The organism is Sphaerisporangium sp. NPDC005289 (assembly GCF_040607455.1).
Taxonomy (GTDB): Bacteria; Actinomycetota; Actinomycetes; order Streptosporangiales; family Streptosporangiaceae; genus Sphaerisporangium; species Sphaerisporangium rhizosphaerae.
In genome coordinates, this window is record NZ_JBEXGS010000015.1 from 11,898 (window position 1) to 36,862 (window position 24,965).

Genomic DNA, 24,965 nt, shown 5'->3' on the forward strand with positions numbered 1-24,965 from the left:
TCGCTTCTCATGGTTGCTCAGACTGCGAATGCCGCAACTTACGCTGATGAGTCGCAAAGGTCAAGATGAGGGCAGGCTCGCGGGTTCGGACATGCTTGTGACGCAGGCTCACTCGGGTCTGGCAGGCGGGGGGCTCGCTCGGATTCACGGCGCTCGCCCCTCGTTCTGACGTCGACTCGGCTCGCCGCGCCGGTCCAAAGTTACCGTCCAGGCAGCCCTCCGGTCCATGCGCCGCGCCGTTCGAATGTGACCGGAATCGCTGGTTTCGCGGCAGAACGTCGCCCGTGGTCAGGTGCCGACGGCGTGCTCCACGACCCGCGCCCAGCGCTCCAGGAGGCTCTGGGCGACGTCCAGGTCCTCCCCCTCGGCCCACAAGTGCGTCACGGCCTCGGTGGGGTCGGGCAGGATGAGGGCCCAGCCGCCGTCCTCCTCCACCACCCGCACGCCGTCGGTGGTGTCCAGGCGGTATCCGTCGGCCGCCTCCACGACCGACCGCATGACCGCCCCCTTGGCCGCCCAGGGCGTCGGCACGGTGCGCTTGAGCATCTTGGCCTGCGGGATGCGGGCGTCGATCTGGCTGAGCGACAGGCGGGTGCGCGCCACCAGGCCGAGCAGGCGCAGGAACGCGGCCAGGCCGTCCACCGTGGGGGCGAACTCCGGGACGATGAACCCGCCCCGCCCGTCGGCCGCGAAGATCAGCTCGGGGTCGGCCGCCGCCGCGGTCAGGGCGTCCAGGGCCGTGGAGGTCCACTCCACCTGGGCGCCGTGGAAGCGGCACACCTGCTCGGCCACGCGGGTGGTGGTCACCGGCAGCGCGACCCGCCCGCCGCGCCGCTCGGCGGCGACCAGGTCGAGCACGACGAGCTGGGCGCGCTCCTCGCTGATGAGCTGGCCCATCTCGTCGACCAGCGAGACGCGCTCGCCGACCGGGTCGAAGCGCACGCCGAACGCGGCACGGGAGGAGGCGACCAGCTCGGCCAGGCGCTGCAGGTCCCTGCGCCGCTCGGCCAGCGTCTCGGTCGGCGAGGCGTCGTCCAGGCGGTTGTTCACGGTCAGCACGTCCACGCCGACGCGGCCGAGCAGGCTCGGCAGCACCAGGGAGGAGGTGCCGCCGGCGCAGTCGATGACGACCTTCATCTCGGCGTCCCGCACGCCCGACATGTCCACCCAGCGCAGCAGTTCGCGGGTGTAGTCCTCCACCGCGCGGGCCGGGAAGCTCAGCTCGGCGATCTCGCCGGGGAAGGCGCGCCGGAACTCCTGGCGGGAGAAGACGCGCTCCAGCTTGCGCTGGGCTCCCTGGGACAGGTCGGCGCCGTTCTCGTCCATGAAGATGATGTCGACGCTCTGCGGGTCGCCGGGGGTGGTGCGCAGCGCGATGCCGCCCGAGGCGGTCTCGTTGGAGGTGTGGAAGCGGGCCACCGGCAGCGGCGCGGCCTCCAGGTCCAGCACGTTGATCGCGCTCGCGGTGAGCGCGCTGATCACCGCCCGCTTGAGCGCGCGGGCGGCCCGCGAGGAGTCGCGGGAGGTGATGACCGAGGCGCCCTTCTTCAGGGTGGTGGCGTAGGCGCTGGCCAGCCGCACGCACAGCTCGGGGGTGATCTCGACGTTGACCAGCCCGGAGACGCCGCGCGGCCCGAACAGGCTGCGCTGGCCGCGCGACTCCCAGATGACGCTGGTGTTGACCACCGCGCCGGCCTCGATCGTCTTGAACGGGTAGATCTTGACGCCGGAGGAGACGTAGGCCTCGGCCTCGATGACGCACTCGTCGCCGACGACGGCGTTCTCCTCGATGCGGGCGCCGGTCATCACGTCGGTGTTCTTGCCGATGACGCAGCCGCGCAGGTGGGCGCTCGGCCCGATGTAGACGTTGTCGTGGACGACGGCGCGGTGCAGGAAGGCCCCTTCCTTGACCACGACGTTGTCGCCCAGCACGGTGTACTCGCGCAGCTCGGCGCCGGCCTCGACCTTGGCGTAGCCGCCGATGTACAGCGGGCCCTTCAGGACGGCGTCGGGATCGACCGAGGCGCCCTCGGCCACCCAGACCCCCGGCGAGAGCTCGAAGCCGTCGGCGTCCAGCCGCACCCGTCCCGACAGGGCGTCGGCCTGGGCCTTGAGGTAACTCTCGTGGGTGCCGATGTCCTCCCAGTAACCGCCGGCGACGTAGCCGTACAGCGGGGCGCCGCGGGCCAGGAGGCTGGGGAACACATCGCCCGACCAGTCGACCGGCACGCCGGGGGCGACCTCGTCGAGCACCTCGGGCTCCATCACGTACACCCCGGTGTTGACGGTGTCGGAGAAGACCTGGCCCCAGGTGGGCTTCTCCAGGAAGCGCTGCACCCTGCCGTGCTCGTCGACGATGATGATGCCGAACTCCAGCGGGTTCGGCACCCGCTTGAGGCCGATGGTGACCAGGGCGCCGTTCTCCTCGTGGAACCTGATCATGTCGGTGAGGTCGATGTCGGTCAGCGCGTCGCCCGAGATGACCAGGAAGCGCTCGTCGCGCAGCTTGTCGGCGGCGTTCTTCACGCTGCCGGCGGTGCCGAGGGGGATCTCCTCGGTGGCGTAGTGCAGGCTCATGCCGAGCTCGTCGCCGTCGCCGAAGTAGTTGCGCACCAGGGCCGCCAGGAACTGCACGGTGACGACGGTCTCGGTGAAGCCGTGGCGCCGCAGCAGGCGCAGCACGTGCTCCATGATCGGCCGGTTGACCACGGGGAGCAGCGGTTTGGGCTGGTTGGCGGTCATCGGCCGCAGCCGAGTGCCTTCCCCGCCCGCCATCACGACGGCCTTCACAGATCACCCTCCGGCTGTCTCGTCACGGTGGGCACACGGTCAGGCCCGCGCGGGCACTCGCCGCCGGGACCCGCCGGGGCGCGCCCCACGACCACTCATGCCCGGCTCGCCCCTCCGATGAGCCGTCGCCCCTGAACCACGTACAGCGCCCCCGCCCACCAATACAGACCTGTTCCCCATATGGCAAAGGCCCATCCCATGATCCGGGCCATGTCGGCGTACCAGCCGTCGTGGGAGGCCAGGAACAGCAGCGGGAAGGCGTACAGCAGGCAGGCGGTGGCCGCCTTGCCGAGGAAGTGGACCGGCAGCGCCGGGCCGAAGCCATGCCTGCGCAGGACGGGCACGCCGAGCATGAGCACCACGTCCCTGCCGATGATCAGCGCGGCCAGCCACCAGGGCATCACCTCGCGCAGGGTCAGGCCGATGAGCGTGGCCAGGATGTACAGCCGGTCGGCGACGGGGTCGAGCAGCCGGCCGAGCCTGCTGGTCTGGTTCCACGCGCGGGCGAGCTTGCCGTCCAGCCAGTCGGAGAAGCCGGCCAGCATGAGCAGCACCAGCGCCCAGCCGTCGGCCTTGGGCCCGAGCACCAGCCACAGGAAGACGGGCACGCCGAGCAGCCGCAGCATGCTCAGGATGTTCGGAACCGTCCAGATGCGGTCCTCCGCCGATTTCACCCGTGACTCTCCCCTCGCGAACCTGGTGCCGACCCTACCCGGGCGCGACGGCGAGCGGCGGCGGGGGCGAGCCGTGCCGCCCGGGCGCGGCGCGCCTCGCGGTGGCCGTATCGTGGGGCCGCGGTCCTCCGCGCCGCCCAGGCGGCGAGACGGGCATATTTCCGGCAAAGACGGCATCCTCCTCAAGGCGGAGATGGCATCCTCCAGGGGACCATGAGATCGGCCGGACGGCGGAAGCGAGCGGACCGTTTTGGGGCTTAATGTCAGTGCCATGGCCAACGATGCAGCACTGTTCTTCGGGCAGTTCGTCAAGGCGCCCGGCACCACGGGGGCGGTGGCGCCCAGTTCGCGCCGCCTGGCGCGGGCCGTCTCCGCGCCGGTGCCCGAGCGCGGTGACCCGGTCATCGTCGAGCTCGGCCCGGGGACGGGCGTGTTCACCGAGGAGATCCAGCGGCGGCTGGACGGCCGCGGGCACCATCTGGCCATCGAGATCAACCCCGCGCTCGCCGCGCGGCTGAGTGACCGCCACCCCGGCGCCAAGGTCATCGTGGCCGACGCCGTGACCCTGCCCGGCCTGCTCGCCGAGCACGGCCTGGACCGCGTCGACGCGGTGGTCAGCGGCCTCCCCTGGGCGGCGTTCCCGGCCCGGCTGCAGGACCGGCTGCTCGGCGCGATCACCGAGACGCTCGCCCCCGACGGGGCCTTCACCACCTTCGCCTACGTGCACGCCCGCACGCTGCCGCCCGCGATCCGCTTCCGCCGCCGCCTGCTGGAGGCCTTCGAGGAGGTCGTGCCCAGCCGCACCGTCTGGGGCAACGTGCCGCCGGCCTTCGTCTACCACGCTCGCCGGCCGCGCCGCTGACCCACCGCTCCCCCGGCCGCGCCGTCCGCCCGCTCGCCGCGCGTGGGCGGCGCGTCCCGCCGATCATCCTGTTCCCGCGGCGCGGCCCCCTCGCCCGCGCACCGAACGGCGTTCTACCATGGGCGGCCGACGGGATAGGAGAGATCAAGGTGGACTTCACGCTTCCGGAGAGCGCCCGCGAGGTCCAGCGGGGCGTCGCCGCGATCTGCGCGCGCTATGACATGGACTACTGGCAGCGCTGCGAGGCGGAGAAGCGGTGGCCCGAGGAGATCTGGGCCGAGCTGGCCAAGGGCGGCTGGCTCGGCCTGGCGGTGCCCGAGGAGTACGGGGGCGGCGGCCAGGGCCTGCTGGAGCTCGCCGTGGCCACCGAGACGCTGTCGGCCTCCGGCTCGGCCGGCGGCTCGGCGTTCACCTACGTGCTGACGCCCGGCTTCGGCGCGCTGACCCTGGCCCGCCACGGGACGGCCGAGCAGAAGGCGGAACTGCTGCCCAAGCTCGCCACCGGCGAGGCCGAGACCTGCTTCGCGCTCACCGAGCCGGACGCCGGGTCCAATTCCCTGGCCATCTCCACCTTCGCCCGCCGCGACGGCGACGAGTACGTGGTCAACGGGCAGAAGATCTGGATCACCGGGGTCCAGCGGGCGAGCCGGATGCTGCTGGTGACCCGCACCATCCCCGCCGCCGAGGCCAAGCCCCGCACCAACGGCCTGACGGTCTTCCTGGTGGACGTCCCCGAGGCGGTGGCGGCGGGCAGGCTGTCCTACCGCCCGATCCCCAAGATGGGCGCCAACACCACCCCGTCCAACATGGTCTTCATCGACGACCTGCGCCTCCCGGCCACCAGCGTGGTCGGCCAGGTGGACCAAGGCGCCCTGGTGCTGTGGGACATCCTCAACCCCGAGCGCATCCTGCTCGGTGCGAGCGCGCTCGGCGGCGCGGAGGTGGCGCTGCGCGTGGCGGTCTCCTACGCCAAGGAGCGGGAGGTGTTCGGCCGCCCCATCGGCGCCAACCAGGCCATCGCCTTCCCGCTGGCGCAGGTCAAGGCCAAGATCGAGCTGGCCCGGCTGATGCTCTACAAGGCGGCGTGGCTGTTCGACCGGCGGCTGCCGTGCGCCACCGAGGCCAACATCGCCAAGCTCGCCGCCTCGCAGGCCGCGTGGGAGGCGGCCGACCACGCCTTCCAGACCCACGGCGGCATGGCCTACTCGCTGGAGTACCCGGTGGCCCGGCTGCTCGCCGACGCCCGCGTCGGCCGGGTGGCGCCGGTGACCGAGGAGCTTCTGCTCAACTACCTGGCGACGCAGGTCCTCGGCCTGCCCCGCAGCTTCTGACGCCCCACAGGCGCGCTTCCGACGCCCTCCGAGTTCGCTCGCCGACGCCGCGGCGCCCCTGCCGGGGCGTCAGGGCATGGCGGCCTCGACCAGGGCGTCCACCAGGCGGTTGTCGTCAGCGCGCTCGGGGTGCCACTGGACGCCCACGCAGAACCGGTGGCCCTGGAGCTCCACCGCCTCAATGATCTGGTCGTCGGCCCAGGCGATGGCCAGCAGCCCGTCCCCGAGCCGCCGCAGGGCCTGGTGGTGCGGCATGGCCACCTCGATGCGGTCGCCCACGGCCTTGCCCACCTTGCTGGACACGCTGACCTGCAGGACGTGCGGCGCCGAGGCGGCGTGCCGCTCGTGGTGCACCGCGTCGGGCAGCCACGGGATGAGCGTGCCGCCCAGCGCGACGTTCAGGATGTGCATGCCGCGGGCCACGCCGAGGACCGGGATGCCGGCCTGGATGGCCGCCCCGGCCAGGGCGATCTCGAACCGGTCGCGCCGCGGCTCGGGCTCCTCCACCCGCTCCTCGCGCTCCTCGCCGTAAGAGGCGGGGTCGACCTCCACTCCGCCGGCCAGGATCAGCCCGGACAGGCCGCGCACGTAGCCGTCTATCGCTCCCAGGCTCAACGGGGGGATCAGCACCGGGGCGCCTCCGGCCTTGTCCACCGCCTTGGCGTAGGCGGGAGGCGACAGCACCGCCTCGCGCACCCAGGTGCCCCAGCGGGCGGCGTCGAAGTAGGTGGTGATACCGATCAGTGGTCGGGACATGCGGTCTCCAGGGGCTCGCGCAAGGTCGTACCGCTGAGCCGCAGCGGCACCCAGCCCGTTTGCAGTGGCGCACCCATCATGGCGCACAACATTTCGGGTATGTCACGTATCCCGGTATCAGTCACGTCACTTCCGCATCTTCTGTCCCGTTCGCCCCATCAGTATCACGCAGGACCGTCCGGCGGGGCCATCCTCGCGCCGGCCGGCGACGACCGTCCGGTGGGGGCGCCCGGGAGCCGCGGAGCGAGACGCACGGGTCTTGACCAGGCTTGTTCGGTCACCAGGAATGGCAGGTAAAAGTGAATGCGACTCCTTTTCATATCTCTTCCCCTATTTCCGGATCGCCGATTACGGGTAATCACTCATCGATTACGAACAGTTCCCTTTCACGTCACCTTGTGGTGAAACGGTTGTGAGGCTCATGTGGGAATGGAAGACTCCATTTCGAGCGATCGGACGCGCCGGGGCCGCCGGACGCTCACGACCCGGACCGTCTGGGAGGTGAAACAACAAGATCGGCTAGAAATCCGGTCATTTAGGGTGGCGTCAAGAAATGTCGTTAAATCCGCGTCTCATCAAGGAAAGCTTCTCCGCCATCGAGCCCGTCATGGGCAGGGCCGTCGCCTACTTCTACGGGCGGCTGTTCGCTGAGAGCCCGCAGCTCCGGTGCATGTTCCCTCCCGCCATGGACCTCCAGCGGGACCGGCTGTTCGCCGCGCTCACCCGCATCGTGTGGAGCCTGGACAGCCCCGACAGCCTGGGGTCCTACCTGGGGCAGCTCGGCCGGGACCACCGCAAGTACGGCGTGCTCGCCGAGCACCACACCGCCGTGGGCAACGCGCTGATGGCGACGATCCGGCGGTTCTGCGGCGACGCCTGGACCACCGAGGTCGAGACGGCGTGGGTGGCCGCCTACACCACCGCGGCCAACATCATGATCGAGGCGGCGGAGGCCGAGGCCGGGGTCTCCCCCGCCTGGTGGCTGGCCGAGGTCGTCGACCACGAGCTGCGCACGCCCGACATCGCCGTGATCACGCTGCGCCCGGGCACACCGATGACCTTCGTCCCCGGACAGTACGTGGACGTGCAGGTCGCCCGTTGGCCCCGGGTGTGGCGCAGCTACTCCATCGCCAACGCGCCCCGTCCGGACAACACCATCCGGCTGCACGTGCGCGCCGTGCGCGGCGGCTGGGTCAGCACGGCGCTGGTCTCCCACACGCGCATCGGCGACACCGTGCTGCTCGGCCCGCCGGTCGGCACCATGACCCCGCCCCGGCAGGACCCCCCGCGCGACATCCTCTGCGTCGCCGGCGGCACCGGCCTGGCCCCCGTCAAGGCCATCGTCGAGCACGTCATCGCCTCGGGCCTGCGCCCCAACATCCACCTGCTGTACGGGGCGCGCACCGCCGCCGAGCTCTACGACCTGCAGGACCTGATCCGCATGGAGGCCGGCTACCCGTGGCTGCGGATCCTGCCCGTGGTGTCCGGGGACCCCGCCTACGACGGCATCCGCGGGCCGCTGCCCGACGTGGTGCGGCGCTTCCACTCCTGGGCCGACCACGAGGTCTACGTCTGCGGGCCGCCGGCCATGGTCGAGGAGACCGTGCGCCGCCTGCAGCACGACGGCGTGCCCCCGGCGCGCGTCCACCGCGACCCCGGCCCGGCCGAGGGACGGGCTCCTTCGCTCCGCCAACCAGATACGGCAGGAGGATACGGACGAACCGATCGACCAAATCCCGCGGAGCCCGGCGAGCACCCGCACAACGTGGCACGATGATGCCGATCCGCGCGCAGCGGCCGACCACGTCGATCGGGCCACCACGCCGGCCGGGGGACCGGCGATGGGTGCCCGGCACCGCGAAAGGAAGGGGCGATCATGCGGCGCACGCTGCTCGCCGCCGTCACCCGGCGGCCCTGTCCCCCCGGCTCCACGGCCCTCCTCATCGTCCCGGCGGCACCCTGACTCCCATGGCCCGACCGGTCACGCTCGTGACATTCGTGCTGCCGAGCACGCTGTGGCACTGGGGCGGCGGAGCGAGCGAGGTGCGCGTCTTCGCGGTCGCCGGCTCCGGCGAGGAACGGCCGACGCTCGGCGCGGCGCTCACCACCCTGCGCCGCACCCACCCCAAGCTCGAACGGCGGCTGTGCGACGAGTACGGCGGCATCCGCCGCCACATCAGCATGTTCGTCTGCGGCGAGAACGCCCGCCGCCTCGGCGGCCTGTCGTGCGCCTTACCCCCGGGAGCCGAGGTCTACGTCCTGCCCGCCTTATGACCGCGGCCGCGAAGGCGCGCGCGGCCCGGCGGCCGAGGGTCCACGCGGCCGGCGGCCCCCGGAATTTCGTGGCAGGCGGCTAAGAGCGCCACGCGGGCCGGCGGCTCAGGGGGCCACGCGGCCGGCGGCGTTGAACGCGGCGTGCGTCAGCGGCATCAGCCCCGCCCAGAAGGCCTCCATCTTCTCGGCCACCATCTCGATCTCGCGCTGCGGGAACGACGGCACGCTCGCGCGCTCGTCCTTGGTGCGCAGGGACAGGAAATGCATCAGCGACCGGGCGTTGCAGGTGGCGTACATCGAGGAGTAGAGCCCGACGGGCAGGACGGCCCGGGCGACCTCCCGCGCGACGCCGGCCTCCAGCATCTCGCGGTAGGCGGCGTAGGCGGCGCGATAGGACCGCTCCATGGCCTCGGCCACCAGCTTGTGCTGCTCGTCGTCCCCTTCGACGAACTGATAGCGCCCCGGCTTCCCCTCCTGCACCAACTTCCTCTCCCGCCCAGGGACATAGAAATCTGGCGCAAGCTCCCTGTATCTCCCGCTTTCCTCGTTGTAGGAGTTGTGAACGACGATGCCATTGGCCAGGAAGTTGTGCCAGGGACCCTCGACGGAAAGGTCGTAGGTCATCTCTTCGCCATCGTCCTCGACGGACACCACCGAGTCGGCTTTCGCGACGGCGACCTTGCCTCCACGCTTGGCCAATGACTGCTCCGCATCGCTCTTGCGCCGATGACATGGCGGACAGGCCGGTGCGAGATTGCCGTCATCGAGGGCCCTTCGCAGATCCGCGGCGACGGGAATGACATGATCAAGCGCCAGCCGCTCGCGAGGAAAGGTCCCGGAGCACATGTAGCACGTGTCCGTCTCCTTGATGAGGCGAAGCCTTTGCATGGACGTCCATACACCGAGGCCGCGACGTAGCGAGGGAGGGATGAGCGCTTCGGAAGGACGCGGCGCGGTGCCTGCGATCATCACCTCATCCCCGGGCGACAGCTCCCCTGCCTTGCGCCAACCGCCCGGCGTGAGGATCGCATGATCGGCCGAACATCTGAGCGACCGTCCACTGGCGGTGGTGAGGCGAACCAGCCGCTTGACCCCCGACTCCATGACGTCCAGGATGCGGGCCCGCTGTGCGAGCAGGCTGCTCTCGTCATAGCAGCGCACATGGTTGCGGCGTACCGAGGCAAGCTTGCGCAGCCGCGTGCTGGGATTCGCCGTCCGGAACGCTGCCACCGCCCGCTCAGCCGATTCGCGCGTTTCGTGCAATCCGAGATAATGCAGCTGATTGGCGCGCCGGACCTGTGCGTTCCATTTTCCGGCCCGTTGGTGCCACGTCACCCCTCCACCCGAACGCGGCAGGGCGTCCTCGACACCGTGGTGCCACAGCCGGTAGAGCTCCGCGATCGTGCGCCGGCGGACATGACCTCCTTCGCTCACCAGAGTGATCTCCGAGTCGCCTGCCAGGCACCATCCGGCCCTGTGGCGGTGGAATTCGCGGAAGACCATGATGGGCGCGTGGACGAAGAAGGTCATCGAGTTGTGCTCGAAGGGGCTGCCGTGGCGGTCGCGCATGAGGTAGTTGATCAGGCCGCGTGAGCGCTCGGCGTCCTGGCCGACCGTCTCGAGGGACTGCTCGCCCGCCGTGGACACCCGGGCCGCCCACACCACGTCGGAGTCGGCGGCGCTGTGCCTGACGAGCTCCACCGTCACCTCGCCGAGAAATCGCACCGGGCCCCGCCTCTCCCCCGTATTCGTGGCCGCCCACATCGTAGTGCAGGGGAAAGCGCAGGTGAGGCCGGTCAGGTGATGTCGCGGCGCAGGGTGGTGACCGAGGCGACGGCCGCGAAGGCCAGGGCGTAGCCCAGCAGCAGAGCGGCGCCGCCCCAGGCCGGCAGGTAATGACCGCCCAGCGGCGCCGCCACCCCGTAGACGGCCTGCGCGGCGCCGCCGGGCAGCCACTTGCCGACGCTCGGCAGCAGCGCCACCAGCAGGTTCTCCAGTACGTACACCCAGCCGACGCCGACGACGATGGCGGCGACCTGGTTGCGCAGCAGCGAGCCCAGGGCCAGGCCGAGGATGGTGTACAGGGCCATGGCCGCGACCACTCCGGCGCACAGGCGCGCCACGTCGCCGCCGATCAGCGAGAGCGCGCCGCCCTTGATCAGGATCGCCGGGACGCCGGCCGCGAAGGTCAGCACGATGCCCGCCAGGCCGAACATCACGCCCACCACCGCGCAGGCCAGCAGCTTGGCGGCGACCACGCGCGCGCGGCGCGGGGTCACCAGGAAGGTGTGGGTGATCGTCTGGAAGCGGTACTCGCCCGTGATGAGCAGTGTGCCGATCACGAAGGAGAACACCAGGCCGACGCCCGCCTGGCTGAACAGGTTGAGCGCCCCTCGCGGCTCGGTGATGGGAGGGGTGCCCTGCTGCCCGGAGAAGATGCTCAGCACGACCACGCCGATCGCGGTGAAGCCCAGCGACAGGGCGAGCATGCCCCAGACCATGCGGGTGGTGAAGACCTTCTGCAGCTCGGCCCTGACCAGCCTCGTCATGACGTTCCCCCAGGGGTCTCGGTCTGGACGGGGAGCGCGTCCCCGCCGGGCGGAGGGGGGTCGCCGGTGAGGTCGAGGAAGACCTGTTCGAGGTCCGAGCGCTGGCCGACCAGCTCCGACAGCACGACCGCCTCCTCCAGCGCCGCCCGGCCGACCACCTCGGGGGGCACGCCGCGGACCAGCAGCACGCCGCTCTCCGGGGACTCCACCGTGGCGCCGGCCTCCTCCAGGCGGGGGCGCAGCCGTTCGGCCTCCGCCGCGGCCACTCTGACGCCGTGGTCGCCGGAGGTGAGCTCCGACAGCGCGCCCTGTCTGATCATGCGGCCGCGGGCGATGATGACGATGTCGTCGACCGTCTGCTCGACCTCGGCCAGGACGTGGCTGGAGACCAGCACCGCGCATCCCCGGTCGTCGGCGAGGAACCTCAGGAAGCCGCGCAGCCACTGGATGCCGGCCGGGTCCAGGCCGTTGGCCGGCTCGTCGAGGATGAGGATCCTGGGGGCGCCCAGCAGGGCGGTGGCCAGGGCGAGGCGCTGGCGCATGCCGAGGGAGAACCCGCCCACGCGTTTGCCGGCCGCGTCGGCGAGACCCACCTGGTCCAGTGCCTCGCCGGCGCGTGCCGGCGGCAGCCCGGCGGCCGTGCACAGCACCCTGAGATGGTCGCGGGCGGTGCGTCCGGGGTGGAAGTTGGTCGCCTCCAGCACCGCGCCGACCTCGGTGAGCGGCGCGGCCAGGTCGGCGTAGCGGCGGCCGCCGATGAGGGCCTCGCCGGAGTCGGGGGTGACCAGGCCGAGCAGGCAGCGCAGCGTGGTGGTCTTGCCTGCGCCGTTCGGGCCGAGGAATCCGGTGACGGTGCCCTGCTCCACGGTGAAGGAGACGTCGTCGACGGCGCGGACCGCTCCGAACGACTTGGACAGGCTGCGGATCTCTATCGCGGACATCAGGCCCGATTATCGGGCGAGTTGATCGACGCGCATAGCGGTTCGGCCGGATATACGCCACAACGATATGGAACGCCTACAGCCGGTACACCCGGCGGGCGTTGCCCGACCCGATCATGTGGGCCACGCGGGCGGCGTCGGCGGCGCTCCACTCCCCCTCGCGCAGGCGCGCGGCGAGCGCTAGGGCCAGGCCGCGACGGAAGTACAGGGCGCCGAGGTGGCACATCTCGGCGACGCCGCGGCAGTCGGAGCTGAACATGAGCTTGTGGTAGGGCACCAGCTCCAGCAGCTCTCCGATGATCGCCGCCGACCCCGATGCCGTGGAGGTCGGGGCGAGGCCGACGTCCACGTACACATGGGGGTACACGCTGGCCAGGTAGGCGGCCTGCCGGTGGTAGGGGTAGCAGCGCAGCAGGATGACCGGGACGCCGGTCGGCCGCAGCGCGCGGAGGAAGCCGGTCATCAGCGCCGGGTCCGAGCGGTGCGGGCCGATGCCCAGGCTGCTCGGGGGGCCGCCGTAGCCGGTGTGCACCTGGAGGGGCAGCCCCCGTTCGCGGGCGATGTCCACCGCCGTCCAGAGCAGGTGGCGCAGCAGGTCGGGGTCGGTGAGCGGGCCGCCGGGACCGGCCAGGCGGCGGGCCGCGGCGGCGATGACGGCGCCGCGGCTCGGGCGTGATGGCGCGAAGTCCAGGCCGCAGCGGTGGGCGAGGACCGTCTTCAGCCCGACCGCCCGCGCGGCGCGCGCGGCGAGGCGGTCCTCCAGGGCTTCCAGGTAGCCGACGCAGGTGAGGCCCTCGCGGGCGACGTCCTGCTCGACGCGCTCCAGGCGGACGATCTCGTCGGCGGCCGCTCCGCCGAGGCGTCCCATCTCGGCCGCCGACAGCAGGTCGCCGCCGCCGTGGCCGGGGTCCACGAGGAAGGCCACGACGCCGGCGGCGCGCAGCAGGCGGGTGTTGGCCTCCCGGGCGCCGAGCTCGGCCCGGCGGGAGAGGTAGACGGCCGCCGGGACGTGCGGTTCCAGGTCCAGGACGGGGGCGCACCAGCGGCGGATGGCCGTGCCGACCGGGGTGTCGAAGTGGGTGGTGCCGGGGGGCGCCGGGGTGGCCGCCTCGGTGATCAGCAGCTCGAACCGGGCCCGCGTGAGGTCGTCGCGGCGCACGCCGTGGCAGTGGTGGTCCACCAGCGGGGCGAGCAGCGCGTCCCGCACGGCGTCCGGCACCTGGGCGGCCGGCGTGCCGGGCTCCCAACACGCCGGCCGGCCGCCCGCCGCCGGCGCGGGGGCCGGACGCGCCGCCGGTACGGGGAGGGGAAGAGGTGGGAGGACCGGCAGGGTGTCGTTCTGGTCCATCGGCCACCTCGCCCCGCTCGTCGGTCCCCGCGGCGCCGCCGGAATGCGCCGGGCGGGCCGGACGGCTTCCCGCCCAGCCGCCCGGCCCGCGCCGCCTGTGGACTCTACGGCCGGGGCCGGTCACCGGCTCCGGGTTCGTCCCGCCCTTTACCCAACTCCGGCACAGCCGCGACCCGGCGGCGCGGGCCGGGGCCCCGGCGGGGTCACCGCCGGCAGAGCCTCAGCACGTTGGCGATGATGCGGGCCCCGGCGCCGCCCTCGGCGGTGAGGATCGACTCTGGGTGGAACTGGACCCCGAAGCGGCGGTTGAGGGTGTCCTCGACGGCCATGACGGCCCCGTCGGGCGTGAGCGCGGTCACCGTGAACCCCGTGACCCCCGGTTGCTTGGCGTGCAGGGAGTGGTAACGGGCGGCGACGAACTCGGGCGGCAGGCCCTCGAGCAGGGCGCTGTCGCCCACGCGGGCGACGCGGCCGCGCTTGCCGTGCTCGGGCTCCGGCAGCAGCGACAGGCTGCCGCCGGCCTGCTCGACCATGGCCTGCAGGCCCAGGCACACCCCGAAGACGGGCAGGTCGCGGGCGTACAGGGCCTCCACCAGGTCCGTGCAGCCGAAGTCGGACGGCCAGCCGGGGCCGGGCGAGAGCACCACCATGTCGGGCGCGATCTCCTCCAGCATGGCCAGGGGGAAGCCGTGCCGCAGGGTGATCACGTCGGCGCCCTGCTGGCGGAAGTAGTCGGCGAGGGTGTTGACGAAGGAGTCCTCGTGGTCGACCAGCAGGACCTTCATGCCCTGGCCCGCCCGCTCGCGCTCGCGCTCGCGGGCGCGGGGCGGGGCGGCCCGGGGCGCGCCGACGGCGGCGAGGGCCCCGAGCAGGGCGCTGGCCTTGAGCTCGGTCTCGCGCTCCTCGGCGGCCGGGTCGGAGTCGAACAGCAGCGTCGCGCCCGCGCGCACCGTGGCCACGCCGTCGCGGATCTGGGCGGTGCGCAGGGTGAGGCCGGTGTTCATCGACCCGTCGAAGCCGAGGTAGCCGACGGCGCCGCCGTACCAGCGCCGCGCGGTGGCCTCGTGGTCCTCGATGAACTGCATGGCCCAGGTCTTGGGCGCGCCGGTGACGGTGACGGCCCACATGTGGGTGAGGAAGGCGTCCAGGGCGTCGAACTCGGGGCGCAGGCGGCCCTCGATGTGGTCGACGGTGTGGATGAGCCGGGAGTACATTTCGATCTGGCGGCGGCCGATCACCTGGACGGTGCCGGGGACGCAGATGCGGGACTTGTCGTTGCGGTCGACGTCGGTGCACATGGTCAGCTCGGACTCCTCCTTCACCGAGCTGAGCAGGGTGCGGATCGCCTCGGCGTCCTCGACGGGGTTACTGCCGCGGGCGATCGTCCCGGAGATCGGGCAGGTCTCCACCCGGTCGCCCTGGACGCGGACGTACATCTCGGGGGAGGCGCCGACCAGGTGCTCGCCCTCGCCGAGGTTGAACAGGAACTCGTAGGGGGCGGGGTTGATGAGGCGCAGGCCCCGGTAGAAGGCGGCCGGGTCGGCGCAGGGGGCGTGGAAGACCTGGCCGGGGACCACCTCGAACAGGTCGCCGCGCCGGAACTTCTGCTTGGCGGCCTCGACGACGGCGGCGTACTCGCCGGGTGCGGGGTTCGGGGGCAGGGCCGCGGGGGCGGGCGGCAGCGGCAGCGTCTCGCCGGTGCGCCGCAGGCCGCGGGTGGAGACGCCGTCGACGGTGAACTCGTAGAGGTACTCCCGGCTGGTCTCGCGCTTGCGGTCGATGACCATGACGCGGTCGGGCAGGTGCAGGACCAGGTCGCGCTGGTCGTGGGCGCGCTCGAGCGTCTGCCTGATGGGCTCGAACTGGAAGGCGAGGTCGTAGCCGAAGGCCCCGTACAGCCCGAGGTGCTCGTCGTCGCCGGCGAAGGCGGCGATCACCTCGCGGACCGCGGTGAACACGGTGGGGCGGCGGCTGCGCATCTCCTCGGGCAGGATGTCCTCGGACTCGGCGACCTCCACCTCGACGTGGTCCAGGGTCGGCTCGGTGGTGGTCTTGCCCGCCGCCAGCAGGCAGGAGGTCACGGCGGGCAGCACGACGCGCCCGCGTTCGTTGAGGGCCCGGGCCGAGATGCGGCGGCCGCGGGCGACGATCTCCAGCACCGGGTCGACGTAGGCGAGGTGCCACCGGCTGTACCGGCCGGGGTATTCCATGCCCGAGGACAGCACGCCGCCGCGACGCTCGCCCAGGGAGGAGACGACCTCCTCCAGCACGGACTCGGGCACGTCCGCGGTCGTGACCTCGACCTCGATGCCGCCCGCGGTGGTATATCCGCTCGTGTCCACCTTGCCTCGCCCTTCTAATTGTCAATAGGCCCCGGGCGGGCATGAAATCGGCCGCCTCCCGGGGCGGCCGTGGGTAAAGAATGCGAAAAATCGCGCCGCCTATGAGCGGCGCCACCACCGAGCAGGTGAAATGGTTCGCATGGCTGAATGCTAGCGGCACCCGGGGGCGCACCGCCAGTTGTCGGCGGCATGGGCGCGCCGCCCGTTCGCGCGGGCGGGTGACCTGCGTCACAGCGAGTCCCGGCCCATAGCACTAGCATGTTACCAGGGAGTAAAGCGCTGCTTACATCTATCGGGGTAGGTCTCTCTTACATCGAGGAGCGCGCATGGGCAGGAATCCGTACCGGGTGGTCGTCCACAAGGACCTGCGGGTCCCCATGCCCGACGGTGTCCTGCTGCTGGCCGACCGCTACATCCCGATCGGCGTGAGCGCCCCGCCGACCATTCTCATCCGCTCCCCCTACGGCCGGCGCGGCCTGTTCGGCTACGCCTACGGCCGGGCGTTCGCGCGCCAGGGGTTCCAGGTGATCCTGCAGAGCTGCCGGGGCGGGTTCGGGTCCGGCGGCGAGGCGTCCCCACTGGACGAGCAGGACGACGGCCTGGCCACGGTCGAGTGGATGCGCGCCCAGCCCTGGTACGGCGGCAGCTTCGCGATGCACGGGCCGAGCTACCTCGGGCACGCCCAGTGGGCCATCGCCCCGTACGCGGGCCCCGACCTGAAGGCGATGGCCACCCAGGTGACCGCCTCCCAGTTCCGCGACGCCGCCTACGTGGGCGGCTCGTTCGCGCTGGAGGCCACGCTGAGCTGGAGCACGCTGACCGCGATGATGAACGGCCCGCTCGCCGGCGCCGCGGTGTTCTTCGCCCCGCGCCGCACCCAGCGCGCCGTGCTGTCGGGCCGGCCGCTCGGCGAACTGGACAGGCTCGCCGCCGGGCGTTCGCTGCCGTTCTTCCAGGAGGTGCTCACCCACCACGCCGACCCCTCGGTCCCGTTCTGGAAGAAGCGCGACTTCTCGGCCACGGTGGGCGAGGTCGACGCGGCGGTGACGATGACCGGAGGCTGGTACGACGTCTTCCTGCCCTGGCAGCTGAAGGACTACGCCGCCATGCGCGCCGCCGGGCGCCAGCCGTACCTGACGATCGGGCCCTGGCACCACGCCGACGTGCGGCACGGGCGCATCGCCAACCTCGACGCGCTGGCGTGGTTCCGCGCCCACCTGCTCGGCGACACCACCGGTCTGCGCGCCAGCCCGGTGCGGGTGTTCGTCACCGGCGCGGGCGAGTGGCGCGACTACCGTGACTGGCCGGTGCCCGGCATGCGGCAGGTGCGCTGGCACCTGCAGCCGGGACGGGCGCTGGCGCCGGCCAACCCGGCGCAGTCCGGCCCCGACCGCTACCGCTACAACCCCGCCCGCCCCACTCCTGTCGTCGGCGGGCCGACGCTGCTCGGCAACTCCGCGCCCCGGGACAACCGGCGCCTGGAGGCGCGCTCGGACGTGCTGGCCTACACCGGCGAGGCGCTCGGCGAGGACACCGACCTGATCGGCCCGGTGACGGCGGAGGTGTACCTGCGCTCCAGCACCGAGCACACCGACCTCGTGGTCCGCGTGTGCGACGTCCATCCGGACGGCACCTCGTTGAACGTCTGCGAGGGTGTGCGCCGCCTGGTGCCCGGCACGCCCGCCACCGACGACGAGGGAGTGCGCCGGGTCGAGGTCGAGCTGTGGCCGATCGCGCACCGCTTCAAGCGGGGGCACCGTGTGCGGGTGCAGATCGCCAGCGGCGCCTACCCGCGGCTGGCCCGCAACCTCGGCACCGGCGAGCCGCTGGGCACCGGGCACCGGGCGGTCCCGGCCGACCAGGAGGTCTTCCACGATCCCGCGCACCCGTCGGCGATCGTCCTCCCCCACCTGCCGCCCTGAGACCGGTATACCTGGGCCGAAGCCGGGATATCGGTCACAACCCGGCTTTCCGTCACCCGCCTCGAACCACCGCCGACCGGACCGCCTGACAGGTTGTCACCACTCGGCGCGCCAACAAGTCCGTTCGGCGATTCGTGATCCGCGCGACCGCCCGGCGTAATTACGCTTACCGGTCAACCGAATGACTAGCCCCATCAGGCTAGTCACGTCTCTCTTCTCCCTAGGAGAGTGCGTTGACCACGCCACCTAGCGATCAGCGCCCGGTCCGCGGCGATCGCAGCCCGTGGAACTGGCTGCTTCTCGTGCCCATCGTGATACCGCTGATCCCCGCTTTGTACAACGCGGACGAGCCGCGCCTGTTCGGGTTCCCGCTGTTCTACTGGCTGCAGCTGGCCTTCATCATCCTCGGCGTCTCCGCCACGACCATCGTGTACCAGACGGGCAAGAGGAGGGACAGGCGATGAGCGGCCACGTCACCGAGATCGTCGTCTTCGCCGTCCTGTTCCTGGTCGTGAGCGGCATGGGGTTCGTCGCGGCCCGCTGGCGGCGGCCGGACAACCTGGCGAGCCTGGACGAGTGGGGGCTGGGCGGCCGCAAGTTCGGCTCGTGGGTCACCTGGTTCCTGGTGGGCGGCGACCTTTACACCGCCTACACGTTCGTGGCCGTCCCCGCGCTGCTGTTCGGCGCCGGGGCCACCGGCTTCTTCGCCCTGCCGTACACGATCGTGACCTACCCCCTGGTGTTCCTGCTCCTGGTCCGGCTGTGGTCGGTCGCGCACGTGCACGGCATGGTGACCCCGGCCGACTTCGTGCGCGCCCGCTTCGGCTCCCCCACCCTGGCGCTGCTGATCGCGATCACCGGCCTGGTGGCGACGATGCCCTACATCGCGCTGCAGCTGGTCGGCATCGAGGCGGTGCTGAAGACGATGGGCGTCACCGGCGACCTGCCGCTGATCATCGCCTTCGCGATCCTGGCCGCCTACACCTACCAGTCGGGGCTGCGCGCGCCCGCGCTCATCGCGTTCGTCAAGGACTCGCTGATCTACCTGGTGATCCTGGTGGCCGTCTTCTACATCCCCACCCGGCTCGGCGGCTGGGGCTCGATCTTCGACGCGGCCCAGGCGAAGTTCGCCGCCACCCCGGCGCCCGGCGACGGCACCCTGCTGAACCCCAACAACCAGCTGCAGTACGTCACGCTGGCGCTCGGGTCGGCCATGGCGCTGTTCCTGTACCCGCACAGCGTCACGGGCGTCCTGGCGGCGCGCAACCGCGGCGTGATCAAGCGGAACATGTCCGCGCTGCCGGCCTACAGCCTGCTGCTCGGCCTGATCGCCCTGCTCGGATACATGGCCATCGCGGCGGGGATCAAGCCGATCACGGCCAACGGCAAGGCCGACGTCAACACGATCGTGCCACAGCTGTTCGACAAGATGTTCCCCGACTGGTTCGCCGGCGTGACCTACGCCGCCATCGGCATCGGCGCTCTCGTCCCCGCCGCCATCATGTCGATCGCCGCGGCGAACCTGTTCACCCGCAACATCTACAAGGAGTACATCAAGCGGGACGCCACCGACGCCCAGGAGGCGGCGGTCAGCAAGATCGCCTCGCTGGTGGTCAAGGTCGGCGCGGTGCTCGTCATCCTGCTGATCGACCCGCAGTTCTCCATCGACCTGCAGCTCATCGGCGGCGTGATCATCCTGCAGACCCTGCCGTCGGTGGCGCTCGGCCTGTACACCCGGTGGTTCCACCGGGGCGGCCTGATCGCCGGCTGGGTGGCGGGCATGGCCGCCGGAATGCTGATGCTCTACAGCATCCCCAACCCGGCGACCAAACACGCCCACTTCGGCGGCTCGGCCTACCCGCTGGCGAACCTCGGCCTGGACACCAAGATGACGGTCTACGCGGGCTTCCTGGCCCTGCTGCTCAACGTCGTCGTCGCGGTCGCCGGCACCCTGATCGCCCGCGCCGCCAACCTGGCCGACGGCCCCGACGCCACCAAGCCGTCGGAGTACTACGCCGACGAAGGCGACCCCCGAGTCCACGAGGTGGAACTCACCGGCTCCCACTGACCCCCCAGTCTCCGCGACCGCATGCCCGGCCCTCCACGAAGGCCGGGCATGTCCGCGTAGTGGTCCTGCGCCCGCCAGGCCGGCTCGCGCATGCGCACGCTTCTCAGCCGGAACGGCCGGTGGTCGCCGGGTCGGCGGAGTCGGAGTCGGAGTCGGAGTCGTCCGTGTCCTCGGCCGCCGTGCCTGCGCCGGACGGCTCGCGGAAGGTACTGGTCAGTGTGGCGAGGACGGCGGTGGTGAGGGTGTCGACGACCTGGGAGCGGTCTACCTCGGGGTGTTCGAGCCACCAGTCGCCGGTGGTCTGGACCATGCCGACGAAGGCGTGGCCCAGGATCTGGGCGCGCACCGGGTCGGCGACGGTGCCGTCGGCGGCGATGACAGCACCGAGCTCCTCGCCCAGGTTGCGGACGATGGCCGCCATGTGGGTGTGGGTGCGGCTGTCCTCGGCGCCGGCGCGGTGGAACAGGAAGCGGTAGAGGTCGAGGTTGGCCGAGATCATGTCCAGGTAGGTCTCGATGGTGGCCCGGGCGCGGACGCGCAGGCCCGCGCCGGCCTTGGCGAACCGCGGCCGCAGCAGCTTGACGACACTGCGCACGTGGCGGTCGGCCAGCGCCTGGTACAGGCCGCTCTTGTCGCCGAAGTGGCGGTAGAGGATCGGCTTGGTGATGCCCGCCTCAGCGGCGATCGCGGCCATCGAGGCGTGCGGGCCTTCACGGCGGATCACCCGGTCGGCGGCGTCCAGCAGCGCCCGGCGCCGGTCCGGATCTCGCCCGACGTTGCCCGCCACGGTCGCCATGCCGGAAAGCATAGGGCCACTTCACCGTCACGTACCGCTGCCGGGAGAACCCGTCCGGCGGGCGTCCCGCCGGCGGCGCCCGGTCCCTATCGCGTACCACAGCGTGATACCTGGCCGATATGGCATGGATCATTCCGATAGTGTGCCGCTCTCTGACCTTGCTGGAGGTGGAAGGTGGCCGAGCCTGGAGCACCGGAGGTGCCGGGCTACGAGGTGGTCGGGGTCCTCGGGCAGGGCGGCTTCGGCGTGGTGTACCGCGCCCGGCAGCTGGCCGTGCGCCGCGAGGTGGCCCTCAAGGTCGACAACCGGGTGCTGCTCTCCGAGCGCGACCGGCGCCGGTTCATGCGCGAGGTCAGCTCGGCCGGGGCCCTGTCGGGCCACCCGCACGTCGCCGACGTGTACGACGCCGGGGTGCTCACCGACGGGCGCCCGTACATGGTGCTGGAGCTGTGCCCGGGCGGGTCGCTGGCCGACCGGCTGCGCGCGGAGGGTCCGCTGAGCCCGGCGGAGGTGCGGGACATCGGCGTGCGCATCGGCGACGCGCTGGCCGCCGCGCACGCGGCCGGGGTGTTGCACCGCGACGTCAAGCCGGCCAACATCCTGGTCAACGGGTACGGCCTGGTGGCGCTGACCGATTTCGGGCTGGCCGCCGCCGCGCACGCCGACGGCGACATGTCGGTGACGCGCGAGTCGCTCACCCCCGCCTTCGGGCCGCCGGAGGCGTTCGAGCTGGCCGCGCCGAGCCCGGCCGGGGATGTGTACTCGCTGGCGGCCACGCTGTACGCCCTGCTGAGCGGCAGGCCGCCGCGCTTCCCCGAGGGTGGCGTGGTGAACCTCGCGATGATCATGGCGATGCACCGGCGCCCGATCCCGGAGATCGCCGGCGTGCCGGCCGAGCTGACCGCCGTACTCCGCGCCGGGATGGCGACCGACCCGCGGCTGCGCATCCCCTCGGCGGCGGCCCTGCGGGACGCCCTTTCGGCGCTCCCCGCGCGGCTCCTGCCGTCCACCGGCTCCCGTGGCGCGGCGCCTACGGGACACGGCACTTCCCTGCCCCACTCGGCCCCCGGCGGACGGCCGTCCCACTCGTACGGTCCGGGCGCCCGTCCGGGCCCGCCCGTACCCGGCGTCCCGGACGGGGGGACGGGCCCCTCCGGCAGGACGGAGATGACCGGGCCAGGGATGCGCGCGCAGGCCACCGGTCCGGACGGCAGGAGGATGGAGGCGACCGGACCGCGCGGCGGGCCTGACGGGCCCGGCTCTCGGGGACGGGCCGACGCGTCCGGGCCACGCGGCCGGGCAGACACTTCCGTGGCGCGCGGACGTGACGCGCTGGCGACGATGCCTCCGCCGAAGCAGCACGCGCAGACGGGCTTGTACCTGGCGGTGGCGGGCGTGTTCGCGCTGCTGCTCACCGCCGGGACGGCCATCATGATCTGGGAGGGCCGCGACCCGGGCGCCACGACGCCGTCAGGGCCGAGCGGCGCGGCCGGCACTCCGGCGGCCGCTTCGTCCGCTTCGCCCGCCTCGACCGGCGCGCCGGCGGGCGGCGCGTTCGGGAGGGTGGCGACCACCACCGTCTCCTGCGCGGCGGCGGCCGTCCCGGGCGCGAACGCGGCCTGCGGGCGCGAGGCGGAGTGCTGGGGCGGCATGGTGGTGATCACCGGTGACGTGTCGATCAAGCGCCGGGGCTGCGAGGAGGCGCACACGTGGGAGACCTTCGCCGTCGCCCCGCTGCCACCTGACGGGGTGACCGCCGATCTGTCGGAGCTGGAGAAGCACCCGGTGGTGAGGAAGCTGTGCTCGCTGCCGGTGCTGCTGCGATCCAGGTACGGGGCGGCCAGGAGCATCGCCGCCGGCAAGTGGATGGTCTCGGCGCTCCCGCCCAGCCCCGAGGCGTTCAAGGAGGGCGTCCGGATCTACCGCTGCGTGGGCGCCCGCCTCGGCGACGAGCGTCCGGGCACCTACTTCCGCCCGCTGAGCTGAGCCCGTGCCCGCCGCGCTCCCCCGGCGCTCCCCGGCGCGGCCCGCCGCCGGGCACGGACTCGGCTCACCATGCCTGTCGCGGCCGGACTCCGGCCGCGACAGGCACATCGGGCAGGCACATCGGGCAGGGACAACGGGCAGGGGCATCGCGGGCACGGGCAGCGGCCGGCGGGAGCGCCATCGCGGCGCGGGGTGCGAACCCGATCACCGCTTCGCCGACCGCGAGGCCGGTGACCGCTCACGCCACGCCGGTCGCGGGTGAATGCGGGAAATCCCTGGAACTCCAGGGAACCACTGGTACGCTCCGGGCGTGAGTGAAAGGCTGGACGATCTCGAGCGGCGCATCGACGCGCTGCGCCGCGAGATCAGGCGGGCCGTGCGCGCCCGCGAGAACGTCCTGGCCAGATCGCTGCGCGCCGAGCTGCGCCGGGCCGAGCAGGCCTGGGACCAGGCCCTGGCCGACGACGAGGCGCCCGGCGGCGACCCGGCCCCCGGCTCGCTGCTGCCCATCCGCGAGCAGGTCCACCAGGCGCTCACCCTGCTCGGCGTGCCCGCCGCGGCCCGGGTGGTCGTCGCCGTGCACACCGCCCTGCGCGCCGGCTCGCTCCGCGGCTCCCAGCTCACGAGCCTGCGCCGCGACGAGGAGCGCTCATTCCGGGGCGCGCCGTTCACCCGCCCCTACTACCTGTGCGCCGCGCTCACCGACCGGCTGTCGGCCTCCCGGGGGCTGCTCGCGGTCAGCACCTGGCCGCTCGAGCGGCGGGTGATCGGCCCGCTGAGCCCGCGCGTGGACTTCCTGACCACGGCGATCCGGGTGGCCGAGCACGTCGAGCGGAGCGCCGGCGCCGGCGGGCACGCCCCGCCGGGCGCCCGTCGGCTGCTGGCGCGGCTGGCGCACAACATCCCCGGCGCCGGCGGCGGGCCGCGTACGCGGGGCCTGCCGCCGGTGGACGTCCTGACGCCCGCGGGCCCGTTCGGGGAGGGCTTCGACGGGCCCGAGCCAGCCGACGTCGTCCGGGCGGCCCGCGCCGAGCTGGAGGTGCACGCGGCCGCGGACGCCGCCGCGCGCGCCGAGATCGCCGGCCGGGCCCGCGAGCGGCTCGCCGACGCCGAGCTGCTGTTCGGAGGCGCGACGTTGCGGGTGGCCACGGCGTGAGGAAAGAAAGGCGTGAGGTGGATCCACTCGACAGGCTGCGCGGCCCGGTGCCGCCGCGTCCCCACGACGCGCGGGCCATCGCCGCGCTGGCGGCCAACCCCGGGTGCGCGCGCCGCGCCGTGCTGGACGCCGCGGGCATCGACAAGGACGCGACGGCGACCCATCTCGGCTTCCCCGCGCCCTTCGGCCAGTCGCCGTTCGCCATCACCCGGGGCAACGCGTTCGAGGCGCTGGTCAAAGAGAGCGGCTGCGCCGAACTGCTGAGGATGCTGCGTGAGCTGCTCGGCCTGCCCATCGCGCAGGCCGCCTACACCGACCTCGGCGACGTCGGCGGCAACCCCTCCGCGCACCTGCGCCACTCCCACACCCGCGGCCTGCTCGACCGGGCGGCGCGCGACCGCGACGACGCCGGCACCCTGTACGACCACCCGCTGCTGCGGCTGGAGATCGCCGGGCAGAGCGCCTACCTTGAGCCGGACGTGGTGGCCTTCCAGCTCGGCGGCCGGTTCCACATCATCGAGATCAAGTCCTTCGCTGTCGTCGACGGGCAGGCCGAGCCGGACAAGGTCGCGGCGGCCGCCCGCCAGGCCGCGGTGTACGTGCTGGCGCTGAGGAACATGCTCCAAGAGCTCGGCCACGACCCCGGCCGGGTGTCGCACGAGGTCGTGCTGGTGTGCCCGGAGAACTTCGCCAACCGGCCGGCCGCGACGCTGGTGGACGTCCGCCGCCAGCTCGCCGTGCTGCGCCGCCAGCTCGCCCGCATGACCCGCGTCGGGAGCATCGTGGACGCGCTGCCGCCCGGGCTGACCTTCGACCTCGCGCGCGACGCCGACGGGGCGCCCACCCGCCCGGTGGCGGAGCTGCGCGAGGCGGTGCGCGGCGTCGGCGCCCGGTACGCGCCCGACTGCCTGTCCACCTGCGACCTGTGCCTGTTCTGCCGGGACGAGGCCGCAGCCGAGGGGTCCACCGACCTGCTCGGGCGGCAGGTACGCGACGCGCTCGGCGGGGTCGCCACCGTGCCGGAGGCGCTCGGCCTGGCCGACGGCTCGCTCCCACCGGGCGAGGGCCAGGAGGAGATCGCCCGCCTGCTCCGGCTGGCCGACCGCATCTACGCGGAGGTCTCGTGAGCATCCCCGCTCCCAAGGGCGGCTCGGTGACCGGCCGGGCGGA

At 72.5% G+C, this 24,965-nt stretch carries 19 protein-coding genes; 10 read left to right on the forward strand and 9 right to left on the reverse strand.

Annotated features, from left to right (window positions below):
• Positions 1-288: 288 nt before the first annotated feature.
• Positions 289-2,790 (reverse strand): mannose-1-phosphate guanyltransferase, encoded by a 2,502-nt coding sequence (locus tag ABZT47_RS24895; protein WP_354846555.1) that lies wholly within the window; start codon positions 2,788-2,790, stop codon positions 289-291.
• A 95-nt stretch (positions 2,791-2,885) separates the two neighbouring features.
• Positions 2,886-3,464: a CDP-alcohol phosphatidyltransferase family protein gene (locus tag ABZT47_RS24900; protein ID WP_354846558.1), complete on the reverse strand. Its 579-nt coding sequence runs from the start codon at positions 3,462-3,464 to the stop codon at positions 2,886-2,888.
• Positions 3,465-3,735: 271 nt separating this feature from the next.
• Between ABZT47_RS24900 and ABZT47_RS24905 the strand changes: the two genes are divergently transcribed.
• The gene (locus ABZT47_RS24905) at positions 3,736-4,326 is read left to right on the forward strand and encodes a methyltransferase domain-containing protein (RefSeq protein WP_354846561.1); all 591 of its coding nucleotides are present in this window, start codon (positions 3,736-3,738) and stop codon (positions 4,324-4,326) included.
• Positions 4,327-4,475: 149 nt separating this feature from the next.
• A complete protein-coding gene (locus ABZT47_RS24910; RefSeq protein ID WP_354846563.1) occupies positions 4,476-5,657 on the forward strand; it encodes an acyl-CoA dehydrogenase family protein in 1,182 nt (393 codons plus the stop codon).
• Positions 5,658-5,726: 69 nt separating this feature from the next.
• Here ABZT47_RS24910 and ABZT47_RS24915 read toward each other — a convergent pair whose 3' ends face one another.
• A complete protein-coding gene (locus tag ABZT47_RS24915) occupies positions 5,727-6,413 on the reverse strand; it encodes a gamma-glutamyl-gamma-aminobutyrate hydrolase family protein (RefSeq protein ID WP_354846566.1) in 687 nt (228 codons plus the stop codon).
• 553 nt (positions 6,414-6,966) lie between these two features.
• Between ABZT47_RS24915 and ABZT47_RS24920 the strand changes: the two genes are divergently transcribed.
• The gene (locus tag ABZT47_RS24920) at positions 6,967-8,190 is read left to right on the forward strand and encodes a globin domain-containing protein (RefSeq protein WP_354846569.1); all 1,224 of its coding nucleotides are present in this window, start codon (positions 6,967-6,969) and stop codon (positions 8,188-8,190) included.
• A 191-nt stretch (positions 8,191-8,381) separates the two neighbouring features.
• Positions 8,382-8,687 (forward strand): hypothetical protein, encoded by a 306-nt coding sequence (locus tag ABZT47_RS24925; protein WP_354846572.1) that lies wholly within the window; start codon positions 8,382-8,384, stop codon positions 8,685-8,687.
• Between the two features lie 105 nt (positions 8,688-8,792).
• Here ABZT47_RS24925 and thyX read toward each other — a convergent pair whose 3' ends face one another.
• From thyX to ABZT47_RS24950, 5 genes are all read right to left on the reverse strand, one after another.
• Positions 8,793-10,412 carry an FAD-dependent thymidylate synthase gene (gene thyX, locus ABZT47_RS24930; protein WP_354846574.1) on the reverse strand — a complete coding sequence of 540 codons (1,620 nt, stop codon included), beginning with the start codon at positions 10,410-10,412 and terminating at the stop codon, positions 8,793-8,795.
• Between the two features lie 71 nt (positions 10,413-10,483).
• Positions 10,484-11,236 carry an ABC transporter permease gene (locus ABZT47_RS24935; RefSeq protein WP_354846577.1) on the reverse strand — a complete coding sequence of 251 codons (753 nt, stop codon included), beginning with the start codon at positions 11,234-11,236 and terminating at the stop codon, positions 10,484-10,486.
• Entirely contained in the window at positions 11,233-12,177 is a 945-nt protein-coding gene (locus tag ABZT47_RS24940) for an ATP-binding cassette domain-containing protein (RefSeq protein ID WP_354846579.1), read from the reverse strand. The genes ABZT47_RS24935 and ABZT47_RS24940 overlap by 4 nt, the downstream gene beginning before the upstream one ends.
• A gap of 76 nt (positions 12,178-12,253) precedes the next feature.
• Complete coding sequence (locus tag ABZT47_RS24945; protein WP_354846581.1) at positions 12,254-13,525, reverse strand: amidohydrolase family protein; 1,272 nt, start codon at positions 13,523-13,525, stop codon at positions 12,254-12,256.
• 203 nt (positions 13,526-13,728) lie between these two features.
• Positions 13,729-15,867 (reverse strand): anthranilate synthase component I, encoded by a 2,139-nt coding sequence (locus ABZT47_RS24950; protein WP_354846584.1) that lies wholly within the window; start codon positions 15,865-15,867, stop codon positions 13,729-13,731.
• Between the two features lie 326 nt (positions 15,868-16,193).
• Here ABZT47_RS24950 and ABZT47_RS24955 point away from each other — a divergent pair, with 326 nt between their 5' ends.
• The 3 genes from ABZT47_RS24955 to mctP all read left to right on the forward strand — a co-directional run bounded on the left by ABZT47_RS24955 (position 16,194) and on the right by mctP (position 19,857).
• A complete protein-coding gene (locus ABZT47_RS24955; RefSeq protein ID WP_354846587.1) occupies positions 16,194-17,789 on the forward strand; it encodes a CocE/NonD family hydrolase in 1,596 nt (531 codons plus the stop codon).
• A 233-nt stretch (positions 17,790-18,022) separates the two neighbouring features.
• Positions 18,023-18,253 (forward strand): DUF3311 domain-containing protein, encoded by a 231-nt coding sequence (locus ABZT47_RS24960; RefSeq protein ID WP_354846590.1) that lies wholly within the window; start codon positions 18,023-18,025, stop codon positions 18,251-18,253.
• A complete protein-coding gene (mctP, locus tag ABZT47_RS24965; protein WP_354846593.1) occupies positions 18,250-19,857 on the forward strand; it encodes a monocarboxylate uptake permease MctP in 1,608 nt (535 codons plus the stop codon). Before ABZT47_RS24960 ends, mctP begins: the two co-directional genes overlap by 4 nt.
• Before the next feature lie 103 nt (positions 19,858-19,960).
• Here mctP and ABZT47_RS24970 read toward each other — a convergent pair whose 3' ends face one another.
• Positions 19,961-20,653, reverse strand: coding sequence for a TetR family transcriptional regulator (locus ABZT47_RS24970; RefSeq protein ID WP_354846595.1), 693 nt, complete (start codon positions 20,651-20,653; stop codon positions 19,961-19,963).
• Positions 20,654-20,827: 174 nt separating this feature from the next.
• Between ABZT47_RS24970 and ABZT47_RS24975 the strand changes: the two genes are divergently transcribed.
• The 3 genes from ABZT47_RS24975 to ABZT47_RS24985 all read left to right on the forward strand — a co-directional run bounded on the left by ABZT47_RS24975 (position 20,828) and on the right by ABZT47_RS24985 (position 24,922).
• A complete protein-coding gene (locus ABZT47_RS24975; RefSeq protein ID WP_354846598.1) occupies positions 20,828-22,639 on the forward strand; it encodes a serine/threonine-protein kinase in 1,812 nt (603 codons plus the stop codon).
• 310 nt (positions 22,640-22,949) lie between these two features.
• Positions 22,950-23,795 carry a hypothetical protein gene (locus ABZT47_RS24980; RefSeq protein ID WP_354846601.1) on the forward strand — a complete coding sequence of 282 codons (846 nt, stop codon included), beginning with the start codon at positions 22,950-22,952 and terminating at the stop codon, positions 23,793-23,795.
• Between the two features lie 17 nt (positions 23,796-23,812).
• Complete coding sequence (locus tag ABZT47_RS24985; RefSeq protein ID WP_354846603.1) at positions 23,813-24,922, forward strand: hypothetical protein; 1,110 nt, start codon at positions 23,813-23,815, stop codon at positions 24,920-24,922.
• The last annotated feature ends 43 nt before the right edge of the window (positions 24,923-24,965 follow it).